The organism is Shewanella morhuae (assembly GCF_900156405.1).
GTDB lineage: Bacteria > Pseudomonadota > Gammaproteobacteria > Enterobacterales > Shewanellaceae > Shewanella > Shewanella morhuae.
The window spans coordinates 116824-138427 of record NZ_FTNN01000002.1; the positions used below are offsets into that span (position 1 = coordinate 116824).

The 21604-nt window shown below is 43.4% G+C and carries 21 protein-coding genes and 1 pseudogene; 10 read left to right on the plus strand and 12 right to left on the minus strand.

From position 1 onward, the window contains the following. Positions 1-88: 88 nt before the first annotated feature. A complete protein-coding gene (locus BW947_RS02860; RefSeq protein WP_076496815.1) occupies positions 89-1801 on the plus strand; it encodes a diacylglycerol kinase family protein in 1713 nt (570 codons plus the stop codon). A 747-nt stretch (positions 1802-2548) separates the two neighbouring features. Here the strand turns inward: BW947_RS02860 and BW947_RS02870 are convergent. Then, positions 2549-3889, minus strand: coding sequence for a sigma-54 interaction domain-containing protein (locus BW947_RS02870; RefSeq protein ID WP_076496817.1), 1341 nt, complete (start codon positions 3887-3889; stop codon positions 2549-2551). Between the two features lie 234 nt (positions 3890-4123). Between BW947_RS02870 and BW947_RS02875 the strand changes: the two genes are divergently transcribed. Next, entirely contained in the window at positions 4124-4603 is a 480-nt protein-coding gene (locus BW947_RS02875; protein WP_076496818.1) for a hypothetical protein, read from the plus strand. 258 nt (positions 4604-4861) lie between these two features. Beyond that, positions 4862-5419, plus strand: a complete 558-nt coding sequence (locus BW947_RS02880) for a BON domain-containing protein (RefSeq protein ID WP_076496819.1) — start codon at positions 4862-4864, stop codon at positions 5417-5419. Positions 5420-5678: 259 nt separating this feature from the next. Here BW947_RS02880 and BW947_RS02885 read toward each other — a convergent pair whose 3' ends face one another. From BW947_RS02885 to BW947_RS02905, 5 genes and pseudogenes are all read right to left on the minus strand, one after another. Continuing rightward, complete coding sequence (locus BW947_RS02885; RefSeq protein WP_076496820.1) at positions 5679-6476, minus strand: hypothetical protein; 798 nt, start codon at positions 6474-6476, stop codon at positions 5679-5681. A 268-nt stretch (positions 6477-6744) separates the two neighbouring features. Next, the gene (locus tag BW947_RS02890) at positions 6745-7173 is read right to left on the minus strand and encodes a PaaI family thioesterase (protein WP_076496821.1); all 429 of its coding nucleotides are present in this window, start codon (positions 7171-7173) and stop codon (positions 6745-6747) included. Between the two features lie 63 nt (positions 7174-7236). After that, positions 7237-7971, minus strand: a pseudogene (locus BW947_RS02895) (rhodanese-like domain-containing protein); the annotation flags it as partial. An 85-nt stretch (positions 7972-8056) separates the two neighbouring features. After that, positions 8057-8488, minus strand: coding sequence for a transcriptional repressor (locus BW947_RS02900; protein WP_076496822.1), 432 nt, complete (start codon positions 8486-8488; stop codon positions 8057-8059). Positions 8489-8533: 45 nt separating this feature from the next. Further along, on the minus strand, positions 8534-8815 hold the full coding sequence (locus tag BW947_RS02905; protein ID WP_076496823.1) for a DUF134 domain-containing protein: 282 nt from the start codon (positions 8813-8815) through the stop codon (positions 8534-8536). Between the two features lie 248 nt (positions 8816-9063). Here BW947_RS02905 and BW947_RS18845 point away from each other — a divergent pair, with 248 nt between their 5' ends. Together BW947_RS18845 and BW947_RS02915 are read left to right on the plus strand one after the other, a co-directional pair. Next, positions 9064-9243: a hypothetical protein gene (locus tag BW947_RS18845; RefSeq protein WP_076496824.1), complete on the plus strand. Its 180-nt coding sequence runs from the start codon at positions 9064-9066 to the stop codon at positions 9241-9243. 106 nt (positions 9244-9349) lie between these two features. After that, positions 9350-9592 carry a hypothetical protein gene (locus tag BW947_RS02915; RefSeq protein ID WP_076496825.1) on the plus strand — a complete coding sequence of 81 codons (243 nt, stop codon included), beginning with the start codon at positions 9350-9352 and terminating at the stop codon, positions 9590-9592. A 35-nt stretch (positions 9593-9627) separates the two neighbouring features. Here the strand turns inward: BW947_RS02915 and BW947_RS02920 are convergent, their stop codons facing one another. From BW947_RS02920 to BW947_RS02930, 3 genes are all read right to left on the minus strand, one after another. Continuing rightward, the gene (locus tag BW947_RS02920) at positions 9628-10254 is read right to left on the minus strand and encodes a fumarylacetoacetate hydrolase family protein (RefSeq protein WP_076496826.1); all 627 of its coding nucleotides are present in this window, start codon (positions 10252-10254) and stop codon (positions 9628-9630) included. Between the two features lie 22 nt (positions 10255-10276). Continuing rightward, the gene (locus tag BW947_RS02925; RefSeq protein WP_076496827.1) at positions 10277-11290 is read right to left on the minus strand and encodes a succinylglutamate desuccinylase/aspartoacylase family protein; all 1014 of its coding nucleotides are present in this window, start codon (positions 11288-11290) and stop codon (positions 10277-10279) included. A 134-nt stretch (positions 11291-11424) separates the two neighbouring features. Further along, positions 11425-11961, minus strand: a complete 537-nt coding sequence (locus BW947_RS02930) for a MarR family winged helix-turn-helix transcriptional regulator (protein WP_076497069.1) — start codon at positions 11959-11961, stop codon at positions 11425-11427. Between the two features lie 265 nt (positions 11962-12226). On the opposite strand from BW947_RS02930, the gene BW947_RS02935 reads away from it, so the two are divergent. After that, on the plus strand, positions 12227-13417 hold the full coding sequence (locus BW947_RS02935) for an MFS transporter (protein ID WP_076496828.1): 1191 nt from the start codon (positions 12227-12229) through the stop codon (positions 13415-13417). A gap of 119 nt (positions 13418-13536) precedes the next feature. Here the strand turns inward: BW947_RS02935 and BW947_RS02940 are convergent, their stop codons facing one another. Then, positions 13537-14100: a PhnA domain-containing protein gene (locus tag BW947_RS02940; RefSeq protein WP_076496829.1), complete on the minus strand. Its 564-nt coding sequence runs from the start codon at positions 14098-14100 to the stop codon at positions 13537-13539. Positions 14101-14234: 134 nt separating this feature from the next. After that, positions 14235-16454 (minus strand): TonB-dependent receptor domain-containing protein, encoded by a 2220-nt coding sequence (locus BW947_RS02945; protein ID WP_076496830.1) that lies wholly within the window; start codon positions 16452-16454, stop codon positions 14235-14237. 327 nt (positions 16455-16781) lie between these two features. On the opposite strand from BW947_RS02945, the gene BW947_RS02950 reads away from it, so the two are divergent. Beyond that, a complete protein-coding gene (locus BW947_RS02950; RefSeq protein WP_076496831.1) occupies positions 16782-17495 on the plus strand; it encodes a DUF2461 domain-containing protein in 714 nt (237 codons plus the stop codon). A gap of 155 nt (positions 17496-17650) precedes the next feature. Here the strand turns inward: BW947_RS02950 and BW947_RS02955 are convergent, their stop codons facing one another. Then, positions 17651-18241, minus strand: a complete 591-nt coding sequence (locus tag BW947_RS02955) for a TetR/AcrR family transcriptional regulator (RefSeq protein ID WP_076496832.1) — start codon at positions 18239-18241, stop codon at positions 17651-17653. A gap of 212 nt (positions 18242-18453) precedes the next feature. Between BW947_RS02955 and BW947_RS02960 the strand changes: the two genes are divergently transcribed. The 3 genes from BW947_RS02960 to BW947_RS02970 all read left to right on the plus strand — a co-directional run bounded on the left by BW947_RS02960 (position 18454) and on the right by BW947_RS02970 (position 21388). Beyond that, positions 18454-19080 carry a glutathione S-transferase family protein gene (locus BW947_RS02960; RefSeq protein ID WP_076496833.1) on the plus strand — a complete coding sequence of 209 codons (627 nt, stop codon included), beginning with the start codon at positions 18454-18456 and terminating at the stop codon, positions 19078-19080. Positions 19081-19146: 66 nt separating this feature from the next. Then, positions 19147-19815 (plus strand): glutathione S-transferase family protein, encoded by a 669-nt coding sequence (locus tag BW947_RS02965; RefSeq protein ID WP_076496834.1) that lies wholly within the window; start codon positions 19147-19149, stop codon positions 19813-19815. 238 nt (positions 19816-20053) lie between these two features. After that, positions 20054-21388 carry an RsmB/NOP family class I SAM-dependent RNA methyltransferase gene (locus BW947_RS02970; RefSeq protein WP_076496835.1) on the plus strand — a complete coding sequence of 445 codons (1335 nt, stop codon included), beginning with the start codon at positions 20054-20056 and terminating at the stop codon, positions 21386-21388. Positions 21389-21604: the final 216 nt, after the last annotated feature.

The window sequence follows — 21604 nt, forward strand, 5'->3', positions numbered from 1 at the left end:
TGGATAAATCCATTGCCACCCTTTTTGATCCACTTGAACTGCAATAATTTACCTACATAACGGATACCAATAACCTTGGAGGAGACCTATGCTAGCCAACATTCACATTAAGTATTTCTACTTTGCGGGTGCTGTGATATTGGCCAGCTTAGCGATTATAGGTAGCTCCCCCCTACTGACATTTATATGTGCTTGGATAAGTTTGTCATTATTTTTAGTCGGCTCAGCATACTGGTTTAATCTGGCGAACATTTTTAGAAAGCGTCAAGATGGCACAATTCCTTGGTATATTCGCTGGGGTTTTATTCCCTTTTTACTGGGTAGTCATTTCTATAACTACTGGGCCAGAAAATATGATTCTGTGCCATCAATACAAAAAATTGACGAGCAACTTTACCTCGGTAGCAGGTTAGTCCCTGCCGATCTTGCCAACATAAAAGCCAATGGGATCACAGCAATTCTTGATGTTACTGCTGAATTTGATGCGCTGGACTGGTCACAATTTGAAGATCATATCGAGTATTTAAATATTCCCATCCTCGACCATAGTGTGCCAACGAGTGCCCAGCTCAATCAAGCGGTTAACTGGTTACATCGCCAAGTTAGAGCTCAAAAAAACGTGCTTATTCATTGTGCTATGGGCCGTGGCCGCTCAGTATTGGTTCTGGCAGCCTATCTGGTTTGCCAAGATAAACACCAAAGTTTCCCTAAGGTTTTGCAACGCATAAAACAAGCTCGAAAAACGGCAGGATTAAATAAATGGCAATTAAGAGCCGTTGAAAAAATGTACCACCAAAAACAAATTAACATTCATAAAGTGGTATGGATTATCGCTAACCCTGTCTCGGGTGGCGGAAAATGGCAAGAATATAACGAACAAATTCAAAGTGAACTTAAGGCATATTTTGATGTTCATTTAGCGTTAACAACAGAAGAGGTTTCAGCTAACACCCTCACCAAACAAGCCCGTGGTGCTGGCGCTGATATTATTATCGCCTGCGGAGGTGATGGCACTGTCACTGAGGTTGCCTCAGAAATTGTCGATACCGATATCGCATTGGGCATAATACCTTTAGGTACGACTAACGCCTTAAGTCACGCGCTATTTGGCTTAAGCAGTAAACTGATCCCAGTATCTCAAGCCTTGGATAACATTATCCAAGGCCATTACCAAGCCATAGATACCGCCCGCTGTAATGGACAGTTAGTGTTATTACTTGTGGGTATCGGCTTTGAGCAACAAATGATTGAATCAGCGAGCCGTGAGCGTAAAAATGCCCTAGGGCAACTCGCCTATCTCGATGGGTTATGGCGCGCGGTCAATGCCAATAATGCGTTGACTATCCAGCTGAGTTTAGATGATGCAGAGCCGCTAAATATCACCACCCATAGCCTTGTTGTTGCTAATGCGGCGCCCTTCACTAGCGTACTCGCGCAGGGGGATGGCGAGCCAAATATGACAGATGGCTTGCTTGATATTACCTGGTTAAATTCGGCGGATGATCCTAGTGATAAACTCTTGAGCCTGGCAGAGCTGATGATGGCCGGATGGATAAAAGAAGACCGTTCTGAGACACATAAAAAAGCAGCCATAACGGAGCAGTCTCAGCAAACTCGCAGCAGTAAAGTTAACCACGCCCATGCAAAAAAAGTGCGTATTAGCTGCCAACCAAAGTGTAAATACGTAATTGATGGCGAACTATTTGAGCCAGACGACATATATATTGAAGTCCAGCCCACATCGCTTAAGGTTTTTATTCCCTATCAAGAACCGGTTATAGAAACTGAATCGTTTTTATAATGAATGTTTAAATCAATTAACTGACATAAAGCCAAGATCACCACTGGCGTAAAATATAAGTATTCAATATCTAATAATCTCGGCGTAATGGTGCTAAACCACTCAATGTTAGGCTCTAAACACATCTCTATTAGCACTCAAAAACTGGGTTTATAACGATGTAATCGTTAAGCGTAGATGGCGCCGCGACCTGCTCAAAAATGATGTCGCAGGCAGCCAAATGCCCACTACTGTTTAAACCATGAAATATGACCACATTTAGCACAACTGACATGTGCTGCGCTCCGATTTGCCCAATCAAACTTAAAAAACGTAGCCAATGCCGTATTTAACTGAGCCCGGCCTAACCAAAATAAATCATGATGACACACCAGACAGCGAAATGGCCGACCCAAAACGTCAACCGTTTGGGGCTCCTTTTTCTTAAAAAACATTATTTATTCCTCAATTAATACCCGATTACAACCCACATAGCGTGTTCGTAAATTTTATTAGACCAGTAAAACTCACATTCTTAACAGCCTAAATTTACCAGCTTGTTATCCGTTTTGGGATATCTGATGCGCCGCGAGAAAAATATGGATCAACTTTTTAAGCTAACGATTCCTTAAGCTAACTATTTAAGGCGGTAATGTTTAAGTAATAACTGTAACTTTTTTGACTTGCACTACATAAAATCATCAAAGTATTGCAGTTTAATGTGAGTGACGATAGCTATTCCACCGTGGGCTCATCTGACTCAACTTGCTACTCATATTTGCTGAGTTTGTTATAAAGAGTTTTAACACTGATACCAAGTTGTTCTGCTGTATCGGTTTTATTACCCTGCGTTGTTTCCAGTGCTTGATAAATAGCAATCCTTTCTAAATCATCTAAACGCATTCCTTGGGGGATCACCACGTGTTCGACTTCAAGGCTATTTGTCTCGCTTGCGGTGGTTAATTGTAAATGACTAGGGAGAATCTCTTGATCCGCCAAAATATACGCCCGCTCAATGGCATGCTTTAACTCACGCACATTGCCACACCAAGGGTGAGCACTAATAAGTTGAATACTCGCGTCAGTGAAATATTTACTTTGTTTTTCCGCCACATTACGGTAAGCCAGAAAATGCCGTGCCAGCCCGATGATATCATCGCCACGCTCCCGCAGGGGAGGCACTCGAATAGGGAACTGAGCTAAGCGGAAGTATAAATCTTCTCGAAACAACCCTTCTTCTATCGCCGCAATAGGATCGCGGTTTGTAGCTGCTACAATACGCACATTGGCTAATTGCACTTTGGCGCCGCCCACAGGACGATATTCACTGTTTTCAAGCACTCGCAGCAACTTGACTTGATGTTCAATGGGCATTTCAGTGACCTCATCAAGAAATAGCGTTCCTCCTTCTGCTTGCTCAAACACTCCCTTGTGATCACGGTTAGCACCGGTAAAAGCCCCTTTTACATGGCCAAACAACTCACTGTCCACTAATTCGGGACTCAGAGCTCCGCAGTTAATAGCAATAAAAGGCGCATTTACCCGTGGACTGGCAAGATGAATCGTATTAGCGACCAGCTCTTTACCCGCACCACTTTCACCGATGATCAGCACATTACTATCCGTCACTGAAACTCGGCGAATGGTACGATACAATTTATGCATCGCGCCCGACGAGCCAACCAGTACACCGTATTGGTCTAATTCACTCGAAAAAGGTCGTGGACGATGAGCAGAAGTCGAGACTAAATACTGTGCAAACTCGGCTAAGGTATCGCTAATGAGTGCCATATCGTAGGGCTGACGAAAATGATAACCCGCACACTGGGACATTAATTTATCCAAATGTGGATTAGGTTGCCCATCAGATAAAAAGATAAACTCGATATGCGTCATCGCAGCACTTTCTATCAAGCTTAAATAATCTTCATGGCTAAGGCGGGGTAACTCAATAATTGCGACGTCAATTCGATTCGACTCAAGCTGTGCTAACCAAGACATATCATCAACACTGCGTAATTTATTGAACTCTTTTGCTCCTTCAAGTTGGATTAAGGCTTGCTCGGTACCGATGTCATGCAGATGATAAAAAAGTGTGGGTCGAGTCATGCGTGCTTCACTCCCTGTGTGTAGACAGCAACTGTATGTTAACCGTGAAATATTAACAATATGAGCGGTAATAGTTTCCTAGTCAGTGGCGTAAATTTAATAAGAATAAAAAATATCAGTCTAGAAATCAGCCTCTTAAAATATCACTAAAAATGAGAACAAAAAATGCATGGTAGCTGAACAACACTGAATTATTTACTAGCATGTTAGCTACACGCATTAAGGAGGCACATTATGAAGTCTAATGTTGTGCAACATCAGACCGATATCAACACAGACATCATATTAATTGATGAGGTGGTGGCATCTAGCCAGCATAGTCTGGCGTTTTACACTCAGGCGATAACGGCCATTGATGACTATAAGCTGAAACGCATTTTTTCAATGCAGATAAATATTTACCAGCGAATATTAGTCTTATTGACTTCACCACAACAGCATATGGTGTTATCAAGTACGGCACAGCAAACCTTGTCGGCGCGCGCGCGGCAAACACAAAAGCACGCGACTTACACTCAAGCACAAACCTTATTGCACCAAGAATATTTTTACGAAGGAGTCGCCCACTTGATTAATATTGAACAGGGCAAATTAACAGTTTTAAAACAAGCCGTTAAGCAAGCACATCAACCGCATACCGCCCAAAACCTTGCCGAAAGTGCCGCTTGGCTGCAAAGTAGTTGTGATGAAATGACCTCTTTTTGCCGACGTTAACATTCGAGTTAGTCTTATCCCATACCGCACACAAAGTGCGGTTTTTTATTGCTTAAACTTCATATTTTCACAAATCCCCCTCGGCTCAACACCTGCTCTGCAACAATTACATTGAGTCGGTAAAAAAGACCGGAAAGAACGGCTAAAAAAGTAAGCCATCATAATAAAAAATACAAAAAACCTTTAAAATCATTAAAATAAAAAACTGGCACGATTAAAGCATTATCTTCATTCGAGAAAACAACGGAGGATATTCTTATGAAAACCACAACAGTAGCAGCATCAGTAATCGCCACCTTACTTGTCGGTTCAATCAGCTTAAATGTCGCCGCTCAAGATTGGAAAGACGGAACTAAAGATGCATGGATCGATGGTAAAGCTGAAACCACTTTACTACTTAACACCAACCTGAATTCCTTTGACATCAATACCGATGTGAAAGACGGAAAGGTGACACTAACAGGTAAAGTAGAAAGTAGTGTCGATAAAGCACTTGCCACTGAACTGATTAAAAGTTTAGACGGTGTGAAAGATGTCGATAATCAACTCACAGTAATGAATGAGAAAGAAGGCACCAGTGAAGTTGTCGCCACTTTAACCGACTCTAAAGTTGCTACCGTCGTCAAGACTCGCTTATTATTTTCAACCGATGTCTCTGGCACCCAGATTGATGTTGATGTCGCCAATGGTGTTGTTACGTTAAAAGGTGAAGTTGCCAGCGATGCTGAGCGTCAATTAGCACTTAAAATCGCAGAGAATACCGACGATGTGAAAAAGGTCGTTGATAAGATTAAAGTGGTTAAAAAAGCCTCTTAGATCTCGCCAATACTCGCAATTTAAACTGTACGTTAATGTAGACTCTTTTTTAGAGTACCTCATAAAAAGAGTCATAAAAAAACCAGCTTAAGCTGGTTTTTTTATGACTGCTCCACAATCATTCAAAATAATTATCCCGCTCACCTTAAAATACTTTATCTCAAAATATACAAACACATACGATAAAAAGTGATGTGAGCAATAATCATGAAACTTACTCGTAGCTGTACTGTGTACTCAAGGTGAGCCAAGCACTAAGTTAGTGTATGCCAGTTTCGCTCACATTCAGCTCTAAAGTTTTGACTATTTCAGGGCTGACTGTCATCGGTTGACTTGGCGCTCTGTCTCGATAGGTGACTAACAGTTTATAGGGCGCTTCGAAAGGATAGATAGGCTCAATACTGTCTATTTCAACTCTATCGCCAAGCATTACACTGCTTAAATGCTTAAGGCTTTTGTATTCGTAATCGAGATTAAAGAATCCAAGATACCAAAATGCTCCCGAGCCTTGGGTCGTAACCATAAAAGGGGCAACAAAGGGCATAATTTGTACTTTGGGATCGTCTTGAATTGGAGCACTACTTTGAGTATCAGGCTCAAGAGCTGGATCAAAATTAAGTGGCGTAATACGCAAATAATCAAGTAATACCCGACCTTTTACCTCGCCATCTTGATAATCTCCTATAGCAAACTCGGTCTGATTAATCTTAATAAAATGAGTTAATTTAATAGACTTGCTATTTTCAGGCAGATTTACTTCAAAATGGTTAACCGTTTGTAGACTAAAGAGTTTTTGCATCACTTCCGATGCATTAGCAACCGACTCAACTTCAACAAGCGTTGCCGCTTCAATATCATTCGTTTGTGGTGCTATTTTTGGTAGGACCGTAGTGTCATCATTAGCCTCATTATTCGCTTTATCATCTAACATAATCTGCTCAGCTTCGAACGCATCATAAAGATCATCATTGGTTAGGTTAAAACGGTAAATACCCGCAGCGAGTATGGTCAATATTACTAGGGTTGCAGCTATCGTTAACTTTGAAAACATACTCATTTATTTCCCCCAACCACGTATTTTACGTGCTACGTTTTAGACACAAATAAACATCAAATCAATACTGCTGCAGTATTACAGATATCGGGCTAAAACGGAGTGGAGAAAAATCAAAAATATAAAATTTTTTAACTTTAGTCAGATTAAGTTCAGTTATTTAACCGCTTGTTCTAGTGCCTAACCTATCAAATTCAAATAACTATCCTGTATCACAAGATATTTTAGTGCGACTTTAGACTCACCCTAAATGACTAACAAATAAAAAAGATTAATTTATTACACCTTTCCTAGGTTGAATAAATTTTGCCTTAGCGGTAACACACGCGATATCTGCCACATAAAGCGATGCTTCTAATTGATACATTCCCATACGCTGACTGACGAGTCGACCAACTATTTTAATGGCATCTCCAACCTTTATCGGAGCAACAAAACGCACTGTCATTTCGGCCGTTAACGCTTTAATGCCTTGCATAAATAAACAATGGGTCATGGCAGCATCCACTAAAGAGCTTGCTACGCCACCATGTAATAGGCTGTTGTAACCCTGAAGCTGGCGACTGACTTTGTGATAACCCACGACTTGATCTTTACCATCGGCAAAAAACTTACACTGCAAAGACAAAGAGTTTTTAGCTGCATCACCACAGACAACGCATTGACTGTGGCTTTGTTTACAATCTTGATAACGGTTCACGCTGCACCTTTTTATTAATCAATATGGATGGGTTTTGAATGCAAACTTAAATACGGTTCTTAGCTAAAAATGCGCATTAACCATTTGATAAGTTTTATAGCCACCACTGAGGTTGCGCACCTTAAAGCCATGTTGTACCAACATCCGATAAGCGATATGTCCTCGCAAACCCACTTGGCAAAATACGAGCAATTCTTTGTCTTTAGGGAGTTCGTTGAGTCTGTCTCTCAGTGCTGGCAGCGGAATATTAATTGCACCTGCAATAGCACTAACAGGCGTTAATTCGCTTGGATTACGCACATCAACAATAACTTGTTCAGCCGTTAAGTTGTTTAGATCTTGAGAATGACAAATGGCTTCATCACCAAGTAATACGTTAGCGGCTACCATTCCGGCTTGATTCACCACATCACGCGCAGAACCAAAAGGCGGCGCATAGGTGAGTTCAAGATCGGCTAAATCATAAACAGTTAAACCTGCGCGCTGCGCCACAGCTAACACATCAATACGTTTATCTACACCATCAAGCCCTGCTGCCTGAGCCCCTAAAATGCGGCCATTATCAGGACAAAACAACAGCTTTAAGGTAATTGGATGCGCTCCAGGGTAATAACTGGCATGGCTAGCGGTATGTACATAAATCTTTTCATACGGGATAGCTTGCCTTAGCAAACTCTTTTCATTTAACCCAGTTGAGGCGATGGCTATATCAAACAATTTACAGATGGCAGTGCCTTGGGTAGCACGATATTGCTTATTGCCACCCAGCATATTATCCGCGGCTAATCGTCCTTGCTGCTGCAGATGCACCACCAGCAACGCTACCTACAATAACGATTTTAACCATGTTCTTCTCCAATGAAATTAACCAATTAGGTTATGGCTATTGGCCAGATTTGCTCTCAAGTTTTTTCTTACAATCAAAACAGTGACCATAAATATTAAGGCTGTGATGATCGATAACCACACCGTGGCGCTCTGCAGCTAGCCATAAACGTAGGTCAATCAATGGATCGGAAAACTCTATTAACTTGCCACAGGTTAAGCAAATTAAATGATCATGACGCGGTTTTCCGCTGAGCTCATAAACCGCACTTTCAGACTCAAATAGTCGCCTTATCACTAAGCCTGCTTGCTCAAAATGCGTCATAATGCGATACACAGTATTTAAGCCCATAGCCTCACCCTGTGCATTTAACCCTTTGTAAATATTTTCTACGGTTAAATGTTGCTTATCGACCTGAGTTAAAAACTTAAGCAACTTACATCTTTGAGTGGTTACTTTGAGGCCGGAATCTTTCAATACTGCTTGCATTACACTTACCTAAACACGTCAATACGCGTTACCAGTGTTTAATACTCAGCTGATATGGTTTGTCATCAGCGCTTTACCGTTGATTAAACTATCAACCACCTTATACCTAGCCCCTTTGACTAAATTCGCCAACGTTTGACGGGATACGCCCATTGACTTAGCCGCTTCTTGTTGCTGCATTCCAAGCAAATCAACTAGGCGCATAGCTTCAATTTCGTCCTCGGCCAGCGGCACTTGTTCTAACTGCGTCATCGGAATGCCATTAGGCTTAAAACAGATATTGGCTCTTTGGCCACAAATAGTTCGGGGGATTTTTGGTCTGACCATGTTACACCTCGTTTATAGCATATGCTATTTATATTCAGTTTACTTCTTACATGCAACCCTTATCACAGAACGAGGGAAATGATGAGAATGTGCTAATACCAGTCACATTAAATATCAAATCAGTTCAGAGCCTCACAGGTATTTCAATCCGAGGCGCATTGACGCAGAAATGGTTATTCCCTTTTAAGTCAATGCAACACGGGAGTGGGATGCCTGTGAGGCTCCCAAAGGGCGGCTGATTTAACTGCATGGCAACGCGCTTTATACTGCGTTTAAGGCTTTCGACAGAGCACCACTATGTCTTCAATCCTTCGCCTTGTCTAAAGCGCGTTGAACTCCCGCTGAATGAACAGATATTTAATACGATTGGTATAAGCCATGAAACCACGATGTCATCGTTTGTATTTGAGTTTTTCAGTAATGACTAAACTCAGGCTATAATCCCCACAAGCAAAGTAAATGCCGATGGCAGTATTGCTAGCAGTCAAAATTAGTACCACTTTATTGACTTAATCATTAAGGATTTTTTAGCCCATGACAACAGCTTCCACTAGCCCTTTTGCTGTGTTGAATCAAACCACTTCGACCTCATTCAATGAGCAAAAAAACCTGATTAAACGGGTATTTAAGGGTAAACCAGTACAATGCCCTAGCTGTAAACAAACACTAAAAGTGATATTGCCTGAGCAGGCAAAAATAGAACAAGCGGCAGGCATTTACTGTGCTAAAGGCTGCACTGATATCGAACTTGATATGGAAGCCGTCGCAGGACTGTAACTATTCTCCTAGTTCGACTTCATTTAAAAATACGATCAAACACTTAACCATTGCCATTTAAGTAAAGGCTCAGCGCTGGCTTGTGCGCCACGGCTCAGCGTGACATTAAATACACTATTAGCTGGAATACTCCCTACACCTTTTGGGGTGCCTGTCATCACAATATCGCCTTCATCGAGACTGATAAACGCTTGCAGCTCGGACAATATGGTCTGAGGTTTGTAGATCATTAAATCGATATGTCCCTCTTGAACCAAGTTATCGTTGATACTCAAGGTAAAATGCAGTGGTGCCTCGGCATCATCAATCGCCACAAAGGGGCTAAATAATGCGGCACCATCAAAGGCCTTTGCCCGTTCCCAAGGTAATCCCTTAGCTTTTAACTGGTTTTGCAAATCACGCTTGGTGAGATCTAAACCAATCGCTACGCTACTAAAATGGCCATCTTGAAACATAAAACACAGTTCGGTTTCATAGTGCAGAGTCTCACCTTGATGCTCGGCAAGTAACACGGTCGAAATAGCCGAGTTTGGCTTTAAAAACACCACCATATCGTCGGGCATTTCATTACCTAATTCATGGATATGACCCACATAATTGCGCCCAATACAGATAATTTTTGTTGGTACTACGGCGTTCTTACCTAACACGACTGATTTCATCTTTTATCCTCACGCTGTCTAATCAAGCATATTCATTCAAAAATTCATCGAGTTGTTCGTTGGCAATTTCAATTTCGTCACCTTCAAACTGAGCAATATGGAACATACCCTCACCTTCATTGGTGACGGGAATATTGCTGATCCCAATAATAATGCCATCGGTAGGCGCGCGAATAGCCACACTATCACCACCATGTGGGCTGACAATATGGGCGATAATATAGCCTTTAGTGACACGTTGACCGAGCTTGAGCTTCATATTCACTAAACCGTCAGATTCACTCCGCACCCAATAACTGCGGATAGCACTAACACTTGCGCTTTTATTACTTACACGTCCCTTTTGCATACCTAAACTGCGCATCACGTTAAGCACACCTTTTAGGCCTGACTTTATTGATAACTCACTAAAACGCAGCGCTTCGCCGGCCTCGTACAAAATACAAGGGATGCCTTGTTGATTCGCATAGCCGCGCATAGAGACACTACGTGCTTTGGAGTGCATGATCAACGGTGCACCAAAGGCATTTGCCATAGCGAGCATCGTCTCGTTATTGGTATCACAGCGAATCTGTGGCAAGTTATCTCGATGGATGGCGCCGGTGTGTAAATCAATCACATGGGTAGCATGGACTAACAGTTGAGTCGCAAATAAATTCGCTAAACGGCTGGCTAGTGCTCCTTTGCTCGAACCAGGAAAGCAGCGATTAAGATCGCGTCTATCGGGTAAATAACGGGATTGTTGAATAAAACCAAACACATTGACTATCGGCACCACAATTAACGTGCCTGTTAAGTTTTTGGGATTTACTCTGGCTAATAAACGACGACAAATTTCAATGCCATTAAGCTCATCCCCATGAATGGCAGCACAAACTAGCAAAGTTGGGCCGGGTTTAGCCCCGTGAAACACTTCCACATGGATATCAAGTTGTGTATCGGTGTACAGCTTAGCGGCGGCCAGCTTGATCCCCAGTTGAGTCCCTGCTGTGACTCGTTTACCCGCTAACTCGAATGCTTCACGTCTTTTTACCATGGCAACTCCCTTGTTCTATTGAATGTTGTCCCGCGCGGCTAATTTACATTGGCCAATAACACTCGGCTATCGTTTATCGCTTAATTTCTAACACTAGAAACTAAAACTAAATGATCACGTAAAGTCTAAACGATTTATTGCGGCTCAAATTGATTCAGCCAAGATTTTAAAATTTGCAACAACATAGGTCTATCTTCAACGCTCACGCCCGCTAACAACGCACTCTGACATTGAATGTGCTGCGGCAATGCCTTATCGATAAGCGCCTTACCTTCAGCAGTTAACGAGACATGTACGCCACGGCGATCTTCCTTACTGTGCGCCCGTTCAATCAGCCCCTTATTTTCGAGTCTATCTAAACGGCTCGTCATAGCACCAGAACTTAGCATCATGCTCTGATAAAGCTGTGAAGGCGAGAGTGTAAACGGCTCACCCGAGCGCCTTAGGGTGGCAAGTACATCGAACTCGCCTTGTCCCAAACCAAATTCAGCATGGCATTGCAGTAGTATTACTTCGATATGTTTCGTTAAACGCGCGATACGACCAAGCGCCTCCATAGGGATCAAATCCGCTATAACGCCTTGCTGTTGCCACTGCTTAACGATTTGGTCAAGACCATCTTGTTGATTAGTTATTGTTGGATCCGTTATTGAGGGGCTGGTTTTAGCCATCTGAATATTTGTTGCCATAGGTTTTGCCACCATAGGTTTATCTCTACACAAAGATTCTTTACATAGTAGACATTTTCACGCAAAATTAAAATAACTTCACATAAAGATACACTTTAAAGAGATTATTTCGTGCTACTGCTTTTTTTAACCATTAAACTCATCGTTGTCGATAAAAATCTAGACTGTGCAACAACATACGTATTACAACACCATGCACACCAATTGACTTTTGGTAAGCTTATATCCGTTTTCATTGGAGAAACCCATGCCATCAACCCAGTCTGAGAAAGCGAATTTATTGCTACTCGGCTTCGCTTTTATCCTTATTGGCCTCAATTTGCGCCCCATTCTTGCGTCTGTGGGGCCACTGTTACCGACAATACAACAGGATATTACATTAAGTTTTACCTTAGCCTCTATGCTGACATTATTGCCTGTTCTAGCGATGGGATTAGGCTGCTTTGTCGGTTTTAGCATTGTTAAACGCTTAGGCTTTAATTTGGTGATGACCAGTTCGATTTCTCTGCTCGTTATTGCTACAGCAATGCGATTTTGGGCAATTGACGCCACTTGGTTGATTAGTTCAGCATTACTGGCTGGGGTCGGTATTGCGCTGATTCAAACGATTATGCCAACCATGATTAAACAAAATTTCGGTGAGCGTGCACCGGTAATGATGGGCTTGTATGTTACAGCGATCATGGCTGGCGCGGCATTATCTGCCAGTAGTGTTTCTTATATCAGTATCAATTATGGATGGCGAGCAGGTTTAGGTCATTGGACTTGGTTAGCGGTTATAGCATTAGCACTGTGGCTAATGGTTAAACGCCTTACAATACAACAAAATAACACAGTGCTTCCTCTTGCTGAATATCGTTTTTGGCGTTTTTCTCGTAGCTGGGTATTAGCGATATTTTTTGCTTTAGGTACCAGTTGTTATGTTTGCGCACTGGCTTGGCTTGCCCCTTATGCCACCGAACTGGGTTATAGCCAAACTCAATCAGGTTTAGTGCTCGGTTTTTTGACCAGTATGCAAGTGGTTGCTGGATTAGTGTTTCCTTGGTGGGCACATAAATCAACCGATAGACGCACTATTATCGCGCTACTTTGCCTATTACAGCTGATTGGTTTTATAGGGCTTGCGCTTGCTCCATCCATCTCATTGTTTTTATGGGCTGGACTGACTGGATTAGGCATCGGCGGAATTTTTCCACTGGGCTTAATTGTGACTATGGATCATCAAAAAAATCCGATGTTAGCGGGTAAATTAACCGCTTTTGTGCAAGGAGTGGGTTATACCATTGCAGCCATATCACCTTGGATTGCGGGGATGATCCGCGATCATTTTCATCGTTTTGATAGCGCTTGGCTATTGCTTGCCGGATTAAGCATTATAGCGTGGTTGCTGTCGCGACAATTTAATCCATTGAGTTATACACGCCAATACCCGCAATGATGTTCAATTATTTTCTATAAAATGATGCTCATAACATAAAAAAGCCGCCTAATTAAAACAAATTAGGCGGCTTTTATCGTATTGATTATTGATAAATAGTATTAATTAGCGCGAAGCCGTTAAGACTTTTTAACAAAACACGTCAGGATCACGATACGAGTACCGTTAACACGGCCTTCGATATGTTCTGGGTTGTTGGTCAACGCAATGTTACGCACAGCTGTGCCGCGCTTAGCCACAAAGCTAGTACCTTTCACGTTTAAATCTTTGATAATCACTACCGTATCGCCAGCGTTGATTACGGCACCATTACTGTCTAAGGTTGGAGTAGTGTCGTCACCTGCGGCGGCAACTTCAGCATCGCCCCACGCTTTGACATCATCTTCAAGATACAGCATATCCAGTAAATCTTGCGCCCAACCTTCGCCATTTAAGCGCTTAAGCATACGATATGACATCACTTGAACTGCTGGTACTGGGCTCCACATGCTGTCGTTCAGACAACGCCAGTGGTTCATGTCCATAGTATCCGCTACCGCAATTTGGCCACTGCAAGTTTCACAAATCATGATCTCATTTTCATGACCATCTGAAGCCGGCAGATCATAAATAGAGAGTTCAAGCTCGCTACCACACAGTTCACACTTGCCGCCACAGCGACTTAGCAATTCATTTTCAGTCATTTTTCTGTTCTATATGCCTAGTAAAACGCGGATTATGCCATAAACCGGCTTTTTTCGGCAGGGGGCTGAGGCAATATAACCCTATTTTTTATAAGTTTTATAAACTATTCCCACATCACCTTGGTGATTAATCTTTAAAATTCATAGGCTAAACTCAAGCGAATATCGCGCCCCGCAGCAGGGATCCCATCGGAGAGAAACGGCACCACTTGCAGATTGGTGAGGTTTTTCACCATTAAACGCACACTCAATCCCTTTAAACTGGCTTGAGGTTCATAGGCGAGATACAGGTTCTGCAGAAAGTAATTTTCGCTCGGCGATTCGGCATTAAAGATATCGTCATGGGGAACATTGGTTTGCGCATCATACCAAGCGCCCTGCCAAGCCACTGAAATATCATCAGTAACATACATGCCTAAACGCAGACGAATATCGAGCGGTGCTATGTTAGCTAAATACTCGTCGTCATCTTGGCTATCTCTGAGTGACCCATTGTGTTGACCTTGCAGCCATGAAACCGCCAGATCACTGAACACGTCTTGATAGCGATATTGGGCCTCAAAATCGGCACCGTAAATATGGTAACCATCAAGATTAGTATAACCACTCTGAATTAACTGGGTTTTATCAGACTTAGCCCCACGGCGCTGGGCGATATCATCGCGGCCTAGGTTGGCAAACAGAGTCAGCTGTGTCGACAATGCATCATCATTGGCAAGCAGATGCTGGTGCTGCGTCATCAACCCTAATTTAAAAGCGTGTAAGCGTTCGACATCGATATCGCGACTCGTGCCGGTTATGCTGGCTTTTGCATATTGCACTGCGTAAATCTCATCCACCACAGGGGCTTGCAGACTATAGGCGTAATCAAAGTTTAACCGAGCGTAGTTTGTCAGCTGGTAATCTATGCCTAATCTTGGTGAGAACCCCGAGTGGTGAGTCGAGCTATAGTCGTGACCTGCGTTGATATCGTTATAATCTGGCGCAATATTTGGCCGACCTATGCTGTAGATAAAATCATATCGTAGCGAGGGAGTGACAGTTAAGTCATTGGTGAGATGAATCGCATCGCGAACATACACGGCATAGGTGTCTTGGCGACCTTCAGGTTGATAATAAGGTGTATACCAGCCAAAGTTTTTCTCAGGATTCTTCTCATAACTCTTGTTAAACACAAGCGAAGTGCGGTCGAGACTGCGGTATTGTAATCCAGTGGTGATCTCGTGATCGCCAATCAAACTCAAGTTATTGATATCTATATAATCACGTTTGTAGTCTAGCCAAGATTCGTGGCCGAAATTACCTACGGAAACCGTCATTTTTTCCCACGCGATATCGGGTCTTACCCAGTGGCGCGCATTCGCCGAATGGGAGATCACCACTTGGGTATCGATCAGCGGATTGCTTGGCGAATAACGATAATTGGCAGACCAAGTGTTGTCTTCATAGGTGTTGTAGGCGGTAGTGGCATACAGCGCCTGCTCGTAGGAGCCATACTTTTTGATGTTGTAGTCTGAGATGGCAGGCATGGGGCCACGGCGATTAGCCCAAGGTTTGCGGCCTTCATCAAGATAATGGGTCACACTCAAGGCAAGTTGGTGCTCGCCCTGCTCATAATCAATCTTGCCTAGATAGTTATCTTGCTCATAGCCCGAATATTCAAACTCATCGCCATTGGCTAAAGTCACATCTCCCGCATCACGGCGTGTAAGGTGCAACAACCCCGATAAATGTGGATTGACCCTGCCATAGACAGTCCCCGTATAACCCATAGCGTCATTATTGCTGGCGTAGCTGGTTTTGACTCGAGCGCCAACCGCTTGATCGTATTTGAGAAAGTCATCGGCCGATTTAGTGACTACATACATGGCGCCACCAAAAGCACCATTACCCGAGCGCACATCATGGGCACCTTTAATCACTTCCACTCGTTTAATGAGGTCAGGATCGAGAAAAAATGAGCTATAGCGATACTGCTCAAATCCCACTGGGGCATTATCTACATAAACGCTAAAATCTTCAGTCTCGCCAAAACCCCAGATATTTATCCGCTCACCGCCGCTGCGGGTGCCACCATCGATATGCGCCCCTGCCATATCATCAATCACTTCGGCAAAGGTCGTTGCCTGCATCTCCTCGATTTGTTCCATGGAAATAATTGCTTCACCGGGTTTAGCGACTGTGATGGCCCTACGATATTGCTGCCCATGAACCTGCAGGATTTCAATTGGCTCAACCTTAGGCTCGCCCAATACCTCAACTGCGTACAACGGTATTGAGGGTAACAAACATAATCCCATGAGCGACAGATTTCTATTCACTTTCCATTTTCCAAACTTAGGCAGGCAACCCATTTAACGTATTCCTATTAACAAGCTAATCTAAAAATAGGCCGGCATTATAGGCATCAATCAACAAGGTGAGAATAGTTCTCACTTGGCTTTACGTGTAAATAACTGGCTGGTTGAAAACAAGGTAGAAGTGGCGCAATCCAAAAAATTTAAGTGAAGATCTTGCCGAAGAATGGCAGTATTAGTGCCATATTTGACAGCCTTTCATCCTCTTAAGAGTGCACGGTCTTGCTGTACGAGTGAATATACAGCAGGTTTTCCTCACGTTCGCCCTGCTTGCATCCAGGCTGTTTGCACTCATTTCAAATGCATTAATAAGGTTCAATGATAATGGCCACGCTCACGACTAAAATCCCTATTGCGACAGGTGCAACGTTCAGCGCTGCGTGTTTGCAATTTTTAAATCAACTGGCGCAAAACAGCTCCCGCGACTGGTTTAAAGCCCATCAGACGGAATACGAAGAGACAGTGCGAACCCCTGCGCTGCAGTTTATCGAACAAATGCAGCCCAGTATTCTCGGCCTCTCACCTCGGCTGACGGCCGTGCCGAAAAAAGTCGGTGGCAGTCTGATGCGCCCCCAGCGAGACAGCCGTTTCAGCAAGGATAAAACACCTTACAAAACCAATGTCGGCATTCAATTTCGTCATTTTCAGGGTAAAGACGTGCATGCGCCGGGGCTGTACTTACACATTGCCGAAGATAGCTGTTTTATTGCTGCGGGGATTTGGCACCCAGAATCGAAAGCCTTAAATGCCATTCGCACTTGCATCGATGAGAATCCCAACGGCTATAAAAAGGCACTACAAACCTTGCAGAGTCATGGATTTAATATGGAGGGTGATAATTTAATTCGTCCACCAAAGGGGTTTGATAAAAACCACCCTATGCTGGCAGAGCTAAAACGCAAAGATTTTATCGCTATAAAAAATATCGCCTTTGAGGAGCTCTGCCGCCCAGATGCCGCCAGTTTTTGCACAGAGCAATTTGCGCATTGCACTCAATTAATGGCCTATTTGTGTTTCGCGCTGGACTTGGATTTCTAGACAATAGACTTTTAACCAATTGATTTGTAAAAATAGACCGTTAAAAATAGATTGCTAAAAGCAAAATGGCCTAGGCAAAACCTAGGCCATTTAAACAGCAACTTTTGCTGTTAAACGGCATGATTTCCACTTAAGCATTTGTAGTTAAACTGTACTTAAACTTTTGTATTTAAAGTACCTAAGTAGCCCTGCAATACTGCGAATGCATTGTCTAGCAGTTCATATTCGCCCGCTTTACCTAACACTCTAATTCCTTGTAATTGCAGTACTAAAAATGCAGCGACCTGATGCGGCTGTACATTGACCAATAACTCGCCTCGCGCTTGGCAGTCCTGCAACACTTGGGTGAATGAGGTCTGTAATCGGCAAAATAACCGCTGACATTCCTGCAGTACACTCTCATCGTCGAGGCTCTTTTCTAACACGGCATTTTGCATAAAACAGCCGTATTTTTGTTCCCGCTGCAGGGCAACAAAGCGCGCTAGATAAGCTTCTATTTCAACCAAGCCCGCTTTTTCATGCAGCAGGGTATCTGAGGCGCCAAAGGAGTAGTTATCGAGGTAGAAACTGAGGCACTCGCGGTATAGCTTTTGCTTGTCGCCGAAACTGTTATAAAGGCTAAATCGATTAATGCCTAAATGGCCAACAAGATCGGAAATAGATGTTTCGGCAAAGCCCTTTTGCCAAAAAAGCTCCATCGCTAATATGAGTTTTTCCTGCCGATCAAAATTACAACTTCGTGCCATAAGCCTGCGACCTAATCTCTTGAATACGCGCTCACGATCAGCTTTACCATTCCTCTTTACCACACTCCTCTTTACAACAGAAAGTTGAGGGGCAAATCATTCTTGACTGATCGTTTAGATATGGCGTAAATTTTATCCTAACCGATCGTTCCGTTAAAGCCTTATATGCTCAAATCGAGCATAAAGCACAGATAAAAACTACAGGACTTTAGATGAAACTCTACGAATTAGCTCCAACTCCCAGCGCGCGTCGCGTCAGTATTTTTCTTGCGGAAAAAGGCATAGAAGTGCCAAGAGTGAACGTCGATATCCGCGGAGGAGAGAATTTAAGTACCGAATTTAAAGCCAAAAGTGTAAATGGCCGCATTCCATTACTCGAACTCGATGATGGCAGCTACCTGTGTGAATCCGTTGCTATTTGCCGCTATTTAGAAGAAATCCACCCAAGTGTTCACTCGCTGTTTGGTAATACGCCACTTGAGCGCGCCAAAGTAGAAATGTGGCAACGCATCATAGAGTTACAAGGCTTAATGGTCGGCTTTCAGGCTTTTCGTAATTTAAGCGGCGTCTATAAAGATAGGGAAAACTGTATCGAGTCTTGGGGTACAGAATCACGCCAAAGGGTCATTGACTTTCTACCGACCTTAAACCAAAAATTAGGAAAGTCCCCGTTTATGGCGGGCGACAAATTCAGCATTGCCGATATTTCGGCTTATGTTTTTATCAGCTTTATTAAGAATTTAGACATTGAAGTCACCGACAGCTTGCCGCATCTTAAAGCTTGGTTCATCACTATGGCGCAGCGTCCAGCCATAGTGTCATTAACCCCTAAAAAATAGCAGCACGAATGCCTAAATGGGTACTAAAGTGAGTAACTATAAGCGTTATAATCTAAAGGAATCATCATGATCGATTTATACACTGCCGCGACCCCTAACGGTTTTAAAATCTCCATCGCACTGGAAGAAATGGGGCTAGAGTATCGTGTCCACAAGCTAGATTTCAGCACTAATGAGCAAAAACAACCTGAGTTCATTGCCATTAATCCTAATGGTCGAATTCCAGCCATTATCGACCGCGACAATGAAGATTTTGTGGTATTCGAATCGGGTGCAATTCTGCTGTATCTCGCCGAAAAAACAGGTAAATTCCTGCCTGCCGAACCGAAAAAACGCTCACAGGTGATCCAATGGTTAATGTTTCAAATGAGCGGCGTCGGCCCCATGATGGGGCAGGCAAACGTATTCTTCCGATATTTCCCTGAAAAAATCCCCGCTGCCATTGACCGTTATCAAAAAGAAGGCAGACGTTTATTCGAAGTCATGAATACTCAACTCGCGACAAATCAATATCTTGCAGGTGACGAATACACAATTGCCGACATCGCTACTTGGCCTTGGGTACGTATCCACGAGTGGAGCGGCATCAATATGGACGGGCTGACGCATTTGCAACGTTGGTTAGATGAGTTAGCGCTCAGACCTGCGTGCCAAAAAGGCATAGTCACGCCGCCACCGGTGGAAATGAGCGATGAAGAACGGGCTAAACAAATCCAAAAGATGGTGACTAAATAGCCATTGGCTAAATGGCAATTGCGCCAATAGCCTGCAAATAACCGTTAACGGCTAAATGCATTATGAGTCTGACTGACTCAACCATAAAAGCCCCTTTGGCTCAGGCTAATTCAGGGCTTTTTTACTGCCTGTTATCGGGCAAAACTGCTACACTCTGCGCCACTTATTTTTTCACCTCTGTTACCGCCATGCCTCTCGCATAAGGCGCTGTCACAGAAGCATGATCTAGGCTAAATTTATGGGTAATCCAAGCAGCTTTTCATCCGGTAAAGCATCTAACTCAAACACATCATCAGTGTTAAATGTTCAAACAAACACGCCCGCACAAAAACGTGCACTTAGTTACGCCAGTACAATTAAGCAATTATTCGATGAAATTCAAAGCAGTAAAATGCCCGCCGACCGTATTCTGGCAAATTACTTTAGAGAACATAAAAAACACGGCTCTAAGGATCGTAAAGTCATCCGTGAATCCTTGTTTAGTCTGTTTCGCTGGTGGGGATGGTTTCAGCGATTAGGTGATCAGCAAGAATCTGCTGTTTATTTTGCCAGCCTAAGCGCCAGCGCCCTATTGGAAGCCCATGCTTGGCAAGATATCGCCAGGGCTTGGCATGAGTTATCGCAATCGACTATCGATTTTCAGCAAGCTCAAGCACTTGCCGTTGAAAGTATCGATAACAAACTAACGCTAATGCAGTATTTATTCCCCGTAACTGAGTTTAAACCACAGGATTTATTACCCGATTGGTTCTGGCAAGTGTGCCCTGTTGATACAGCGCAGCAAACACAACTCATTGCCGCGATGTCTAGTCGCCCACCGATTTGGGGACGCGCGCAAGGGATCACTAGCCAAGATGCGGCGACACAACTTCAAGTGCTCGGCATAGACGCAAGTTATGGTCATTACTTTAGCGATACCATCAATCTTGGCAGCAAGAGCATGAATCTTAATGAAATAGCCCTGTATAAAGACGGTAACATTGAGATCCAAGATTTGGCTTCACAGGTCATAGGACAAATTTGCGTGCCAGAACCCGATGCCCATTGGTGGGATGCCTGTAGCGGTGCCGGCGGAAAAACCCTGCAGTTGCGCTCTTTGATGTTAGCTAAAGCTACTGATAAGCAAACGCTATCTACGGGCAGTATCATATCATCCGATATTCGCTCCAATGCCCTAGAAGAACTCACTAAACGTGCTCAAAGAGCCCATTTTAACGGCATTAGCGTAGCCCGTTGGAAAAGTGATGCCCTACCCGTACCTACGGCTCATTTCGACGGTGTATTAGTCGATGCACCGTGCAGTTGCACAGGCACTTGGCGACGTAATCCTGATATGCGCTGGTTGGATGGTGTTGAATCTGTGGCCGATAAAGCCGCGTTACAACTTGATATTTTAAGCCGCAGTAGCCGCGCAGTTAAGGCCGGCGGCATCCTCGTTTACGCCACTTGCTCCTTGTCGCCCATAGAGAACCAAGACGTGGTGACGGCGTTTTTACAGCAACATCCAGAGTTCATTCTCACGCCGATACGCCACCCTTTTAGCGGTGAACAAACAGAAATGTTGACCGTGTAGCCCTTTGAGGCTAACAGTGATGGTATGTTCGTCGCGCGTATGCAACGCAGTCAGTAACACTAACTCATTATTTTATATCAAAACTTCGCGCCCTAAATTCTGGGCGCTTATTTTAAACGTATAATAATCTTTTCAATGCTCATCAATTTATTCGTTATTTATCATGTGGATAAATATTCTCACCTTCAACATCCCTCCTATTTAGCTCATTCCAGA

Bases quoted from the DNA above. Each gene is read 5' to 3' on its own strand.
- BW947_RS02860 (WP_076496815.1), top strand. From the start codon at position 89: ATGCTAGCCAACATTCACATTAAGTATTTCTACTTTGCGGGTGCTGTG.
- BW947_RS02870 (WP_076496817.1), bottom strand. From the start codon at position 3,889: ATGACTCGACCCACACTTTTTTATCATCTGCATGACATCGGTACCGAG.
- BW947_RS02875 (WP_076496818.1), top strand. From the start codon at position 4,124: ATGAAGTCTAATGTTGTGCAACATCAGACCGATATCAACACAGACATC.
- BW947_RS02880 (WP_076496819.1), top strand. From the start codon at position 4,862: ATGAAAACCACAACAGTAGCAGCATCAGTAATCGCCACCTTACTTGTC.
- BW947_RS02885 (WP_076496820.1), bottom strand. From the start codon at position 6,476: ATGAGTATGTTTTCAAAGTTAACGATAGCTGCAACCCTAGTAATATTG.
- BW947_RS02900 (WP_076496822.1), bottom strand. From the start codon at position 8,488: ATGCAAGCAGTATTGAAAGATTCCGGCCTCAAAGTAACCACTCAAAGA.
- BW947_RS02905 (WP_076496823.1), bottom strand. From the start codon at position 8,815: ATGGTCAGACCAAAAATCCCCCGAACTATTTGTGGCCAAAGAGCCAAT.
- BW947_RS18845 (WP_076496824.1), top strand. From the start codon at position 9,064: ATGGCAACGCGCTTTATACTGCGTTTAAGGCTTTCGACAGAGCACCAC.
- BW947_RS02915 (WP_076496825.1), top strand. From the start codon at position 9,350: ATGACAACAGCTTCCACTAGCCCTTTTGCTGTGTTGAATCAAACCACT.
- BW947_RS02920 (WP_076496826.1), bottom strand. From the start codon at position 10,254: ATGAAATCAGTCGTGTTAGGTAAGAACGCCGTAGTACCAACAAAAATT.
- BW947_RS02925 (WP_076496827.1), bottom strand. From the start codon at position 11,290: ATGGTAAAAAGACGTGAAGCATTCGAGTTAGCGGGTAAACGAGTCACA.
- BW947_RS02930 (WP_076497069.1), bottom strand. From the start codon at position 11,961: ATGGCTAAAACCAGCCCCTCAATAACGGATCCAACAATAACTAATCAA.
- BW947_RS02935 (WP_076496828.1), top strand. From the start codon at position 12,227: ATGCCATCAACCCAGTCTGAGAAAGCGAATTTATTGCTACTCGGCTTC.
- BW947_RS02940 (WP_076496829.1), bottom strand. From the start codon at position 14,100: ATGACTGAAAATGAATTGCTAAGTCGCTGTGGCGGCAAGTGTGAACTG.
- BW947_RS02945 (WP_076496830.1), bottom strand. From the start codon at position 16,454: ATGGGTTGCCTGCCTAAGTTTGGAAAATGGAAAGTGAATAGAAATCTG.
- BW947_RS02950 (WP_076496831.1), top strand. From the start codon at position 16,782: ATGGCCACGCTCACGACTAAAATCCCTATTGCGACAGGTGCAACGTTC.
- BW947_RS02955 (WP_076496832.1), bottom strand. From the start codon at position 18,241: ATGGCACGAAGTTGTAATTTTGATCGGCAGGAAAAACTCATATTAGCG.
- BW947_RS02960 (WP_076496833.1), top strand. From the start codon at position 18,454: ATGAAACTCTACGAATTAGCTCCAACTCCCAGCGCGCGTCGCGTCAGT.
- BW947_RS02965 (WP_076496834.1), top strand. From the start codon at position 19,147: ATGATCGATTTATACACTGCCGCGACCCCTAACGGTTTTAAAATCTCC.
- BW947_RS02970 (WP_076496835.1), top strand. From the start codon at position 20,054: ATGGGTAATCCAAGCAGCTTTTCATCCGGTAAAGCATCTAACTCAAAC.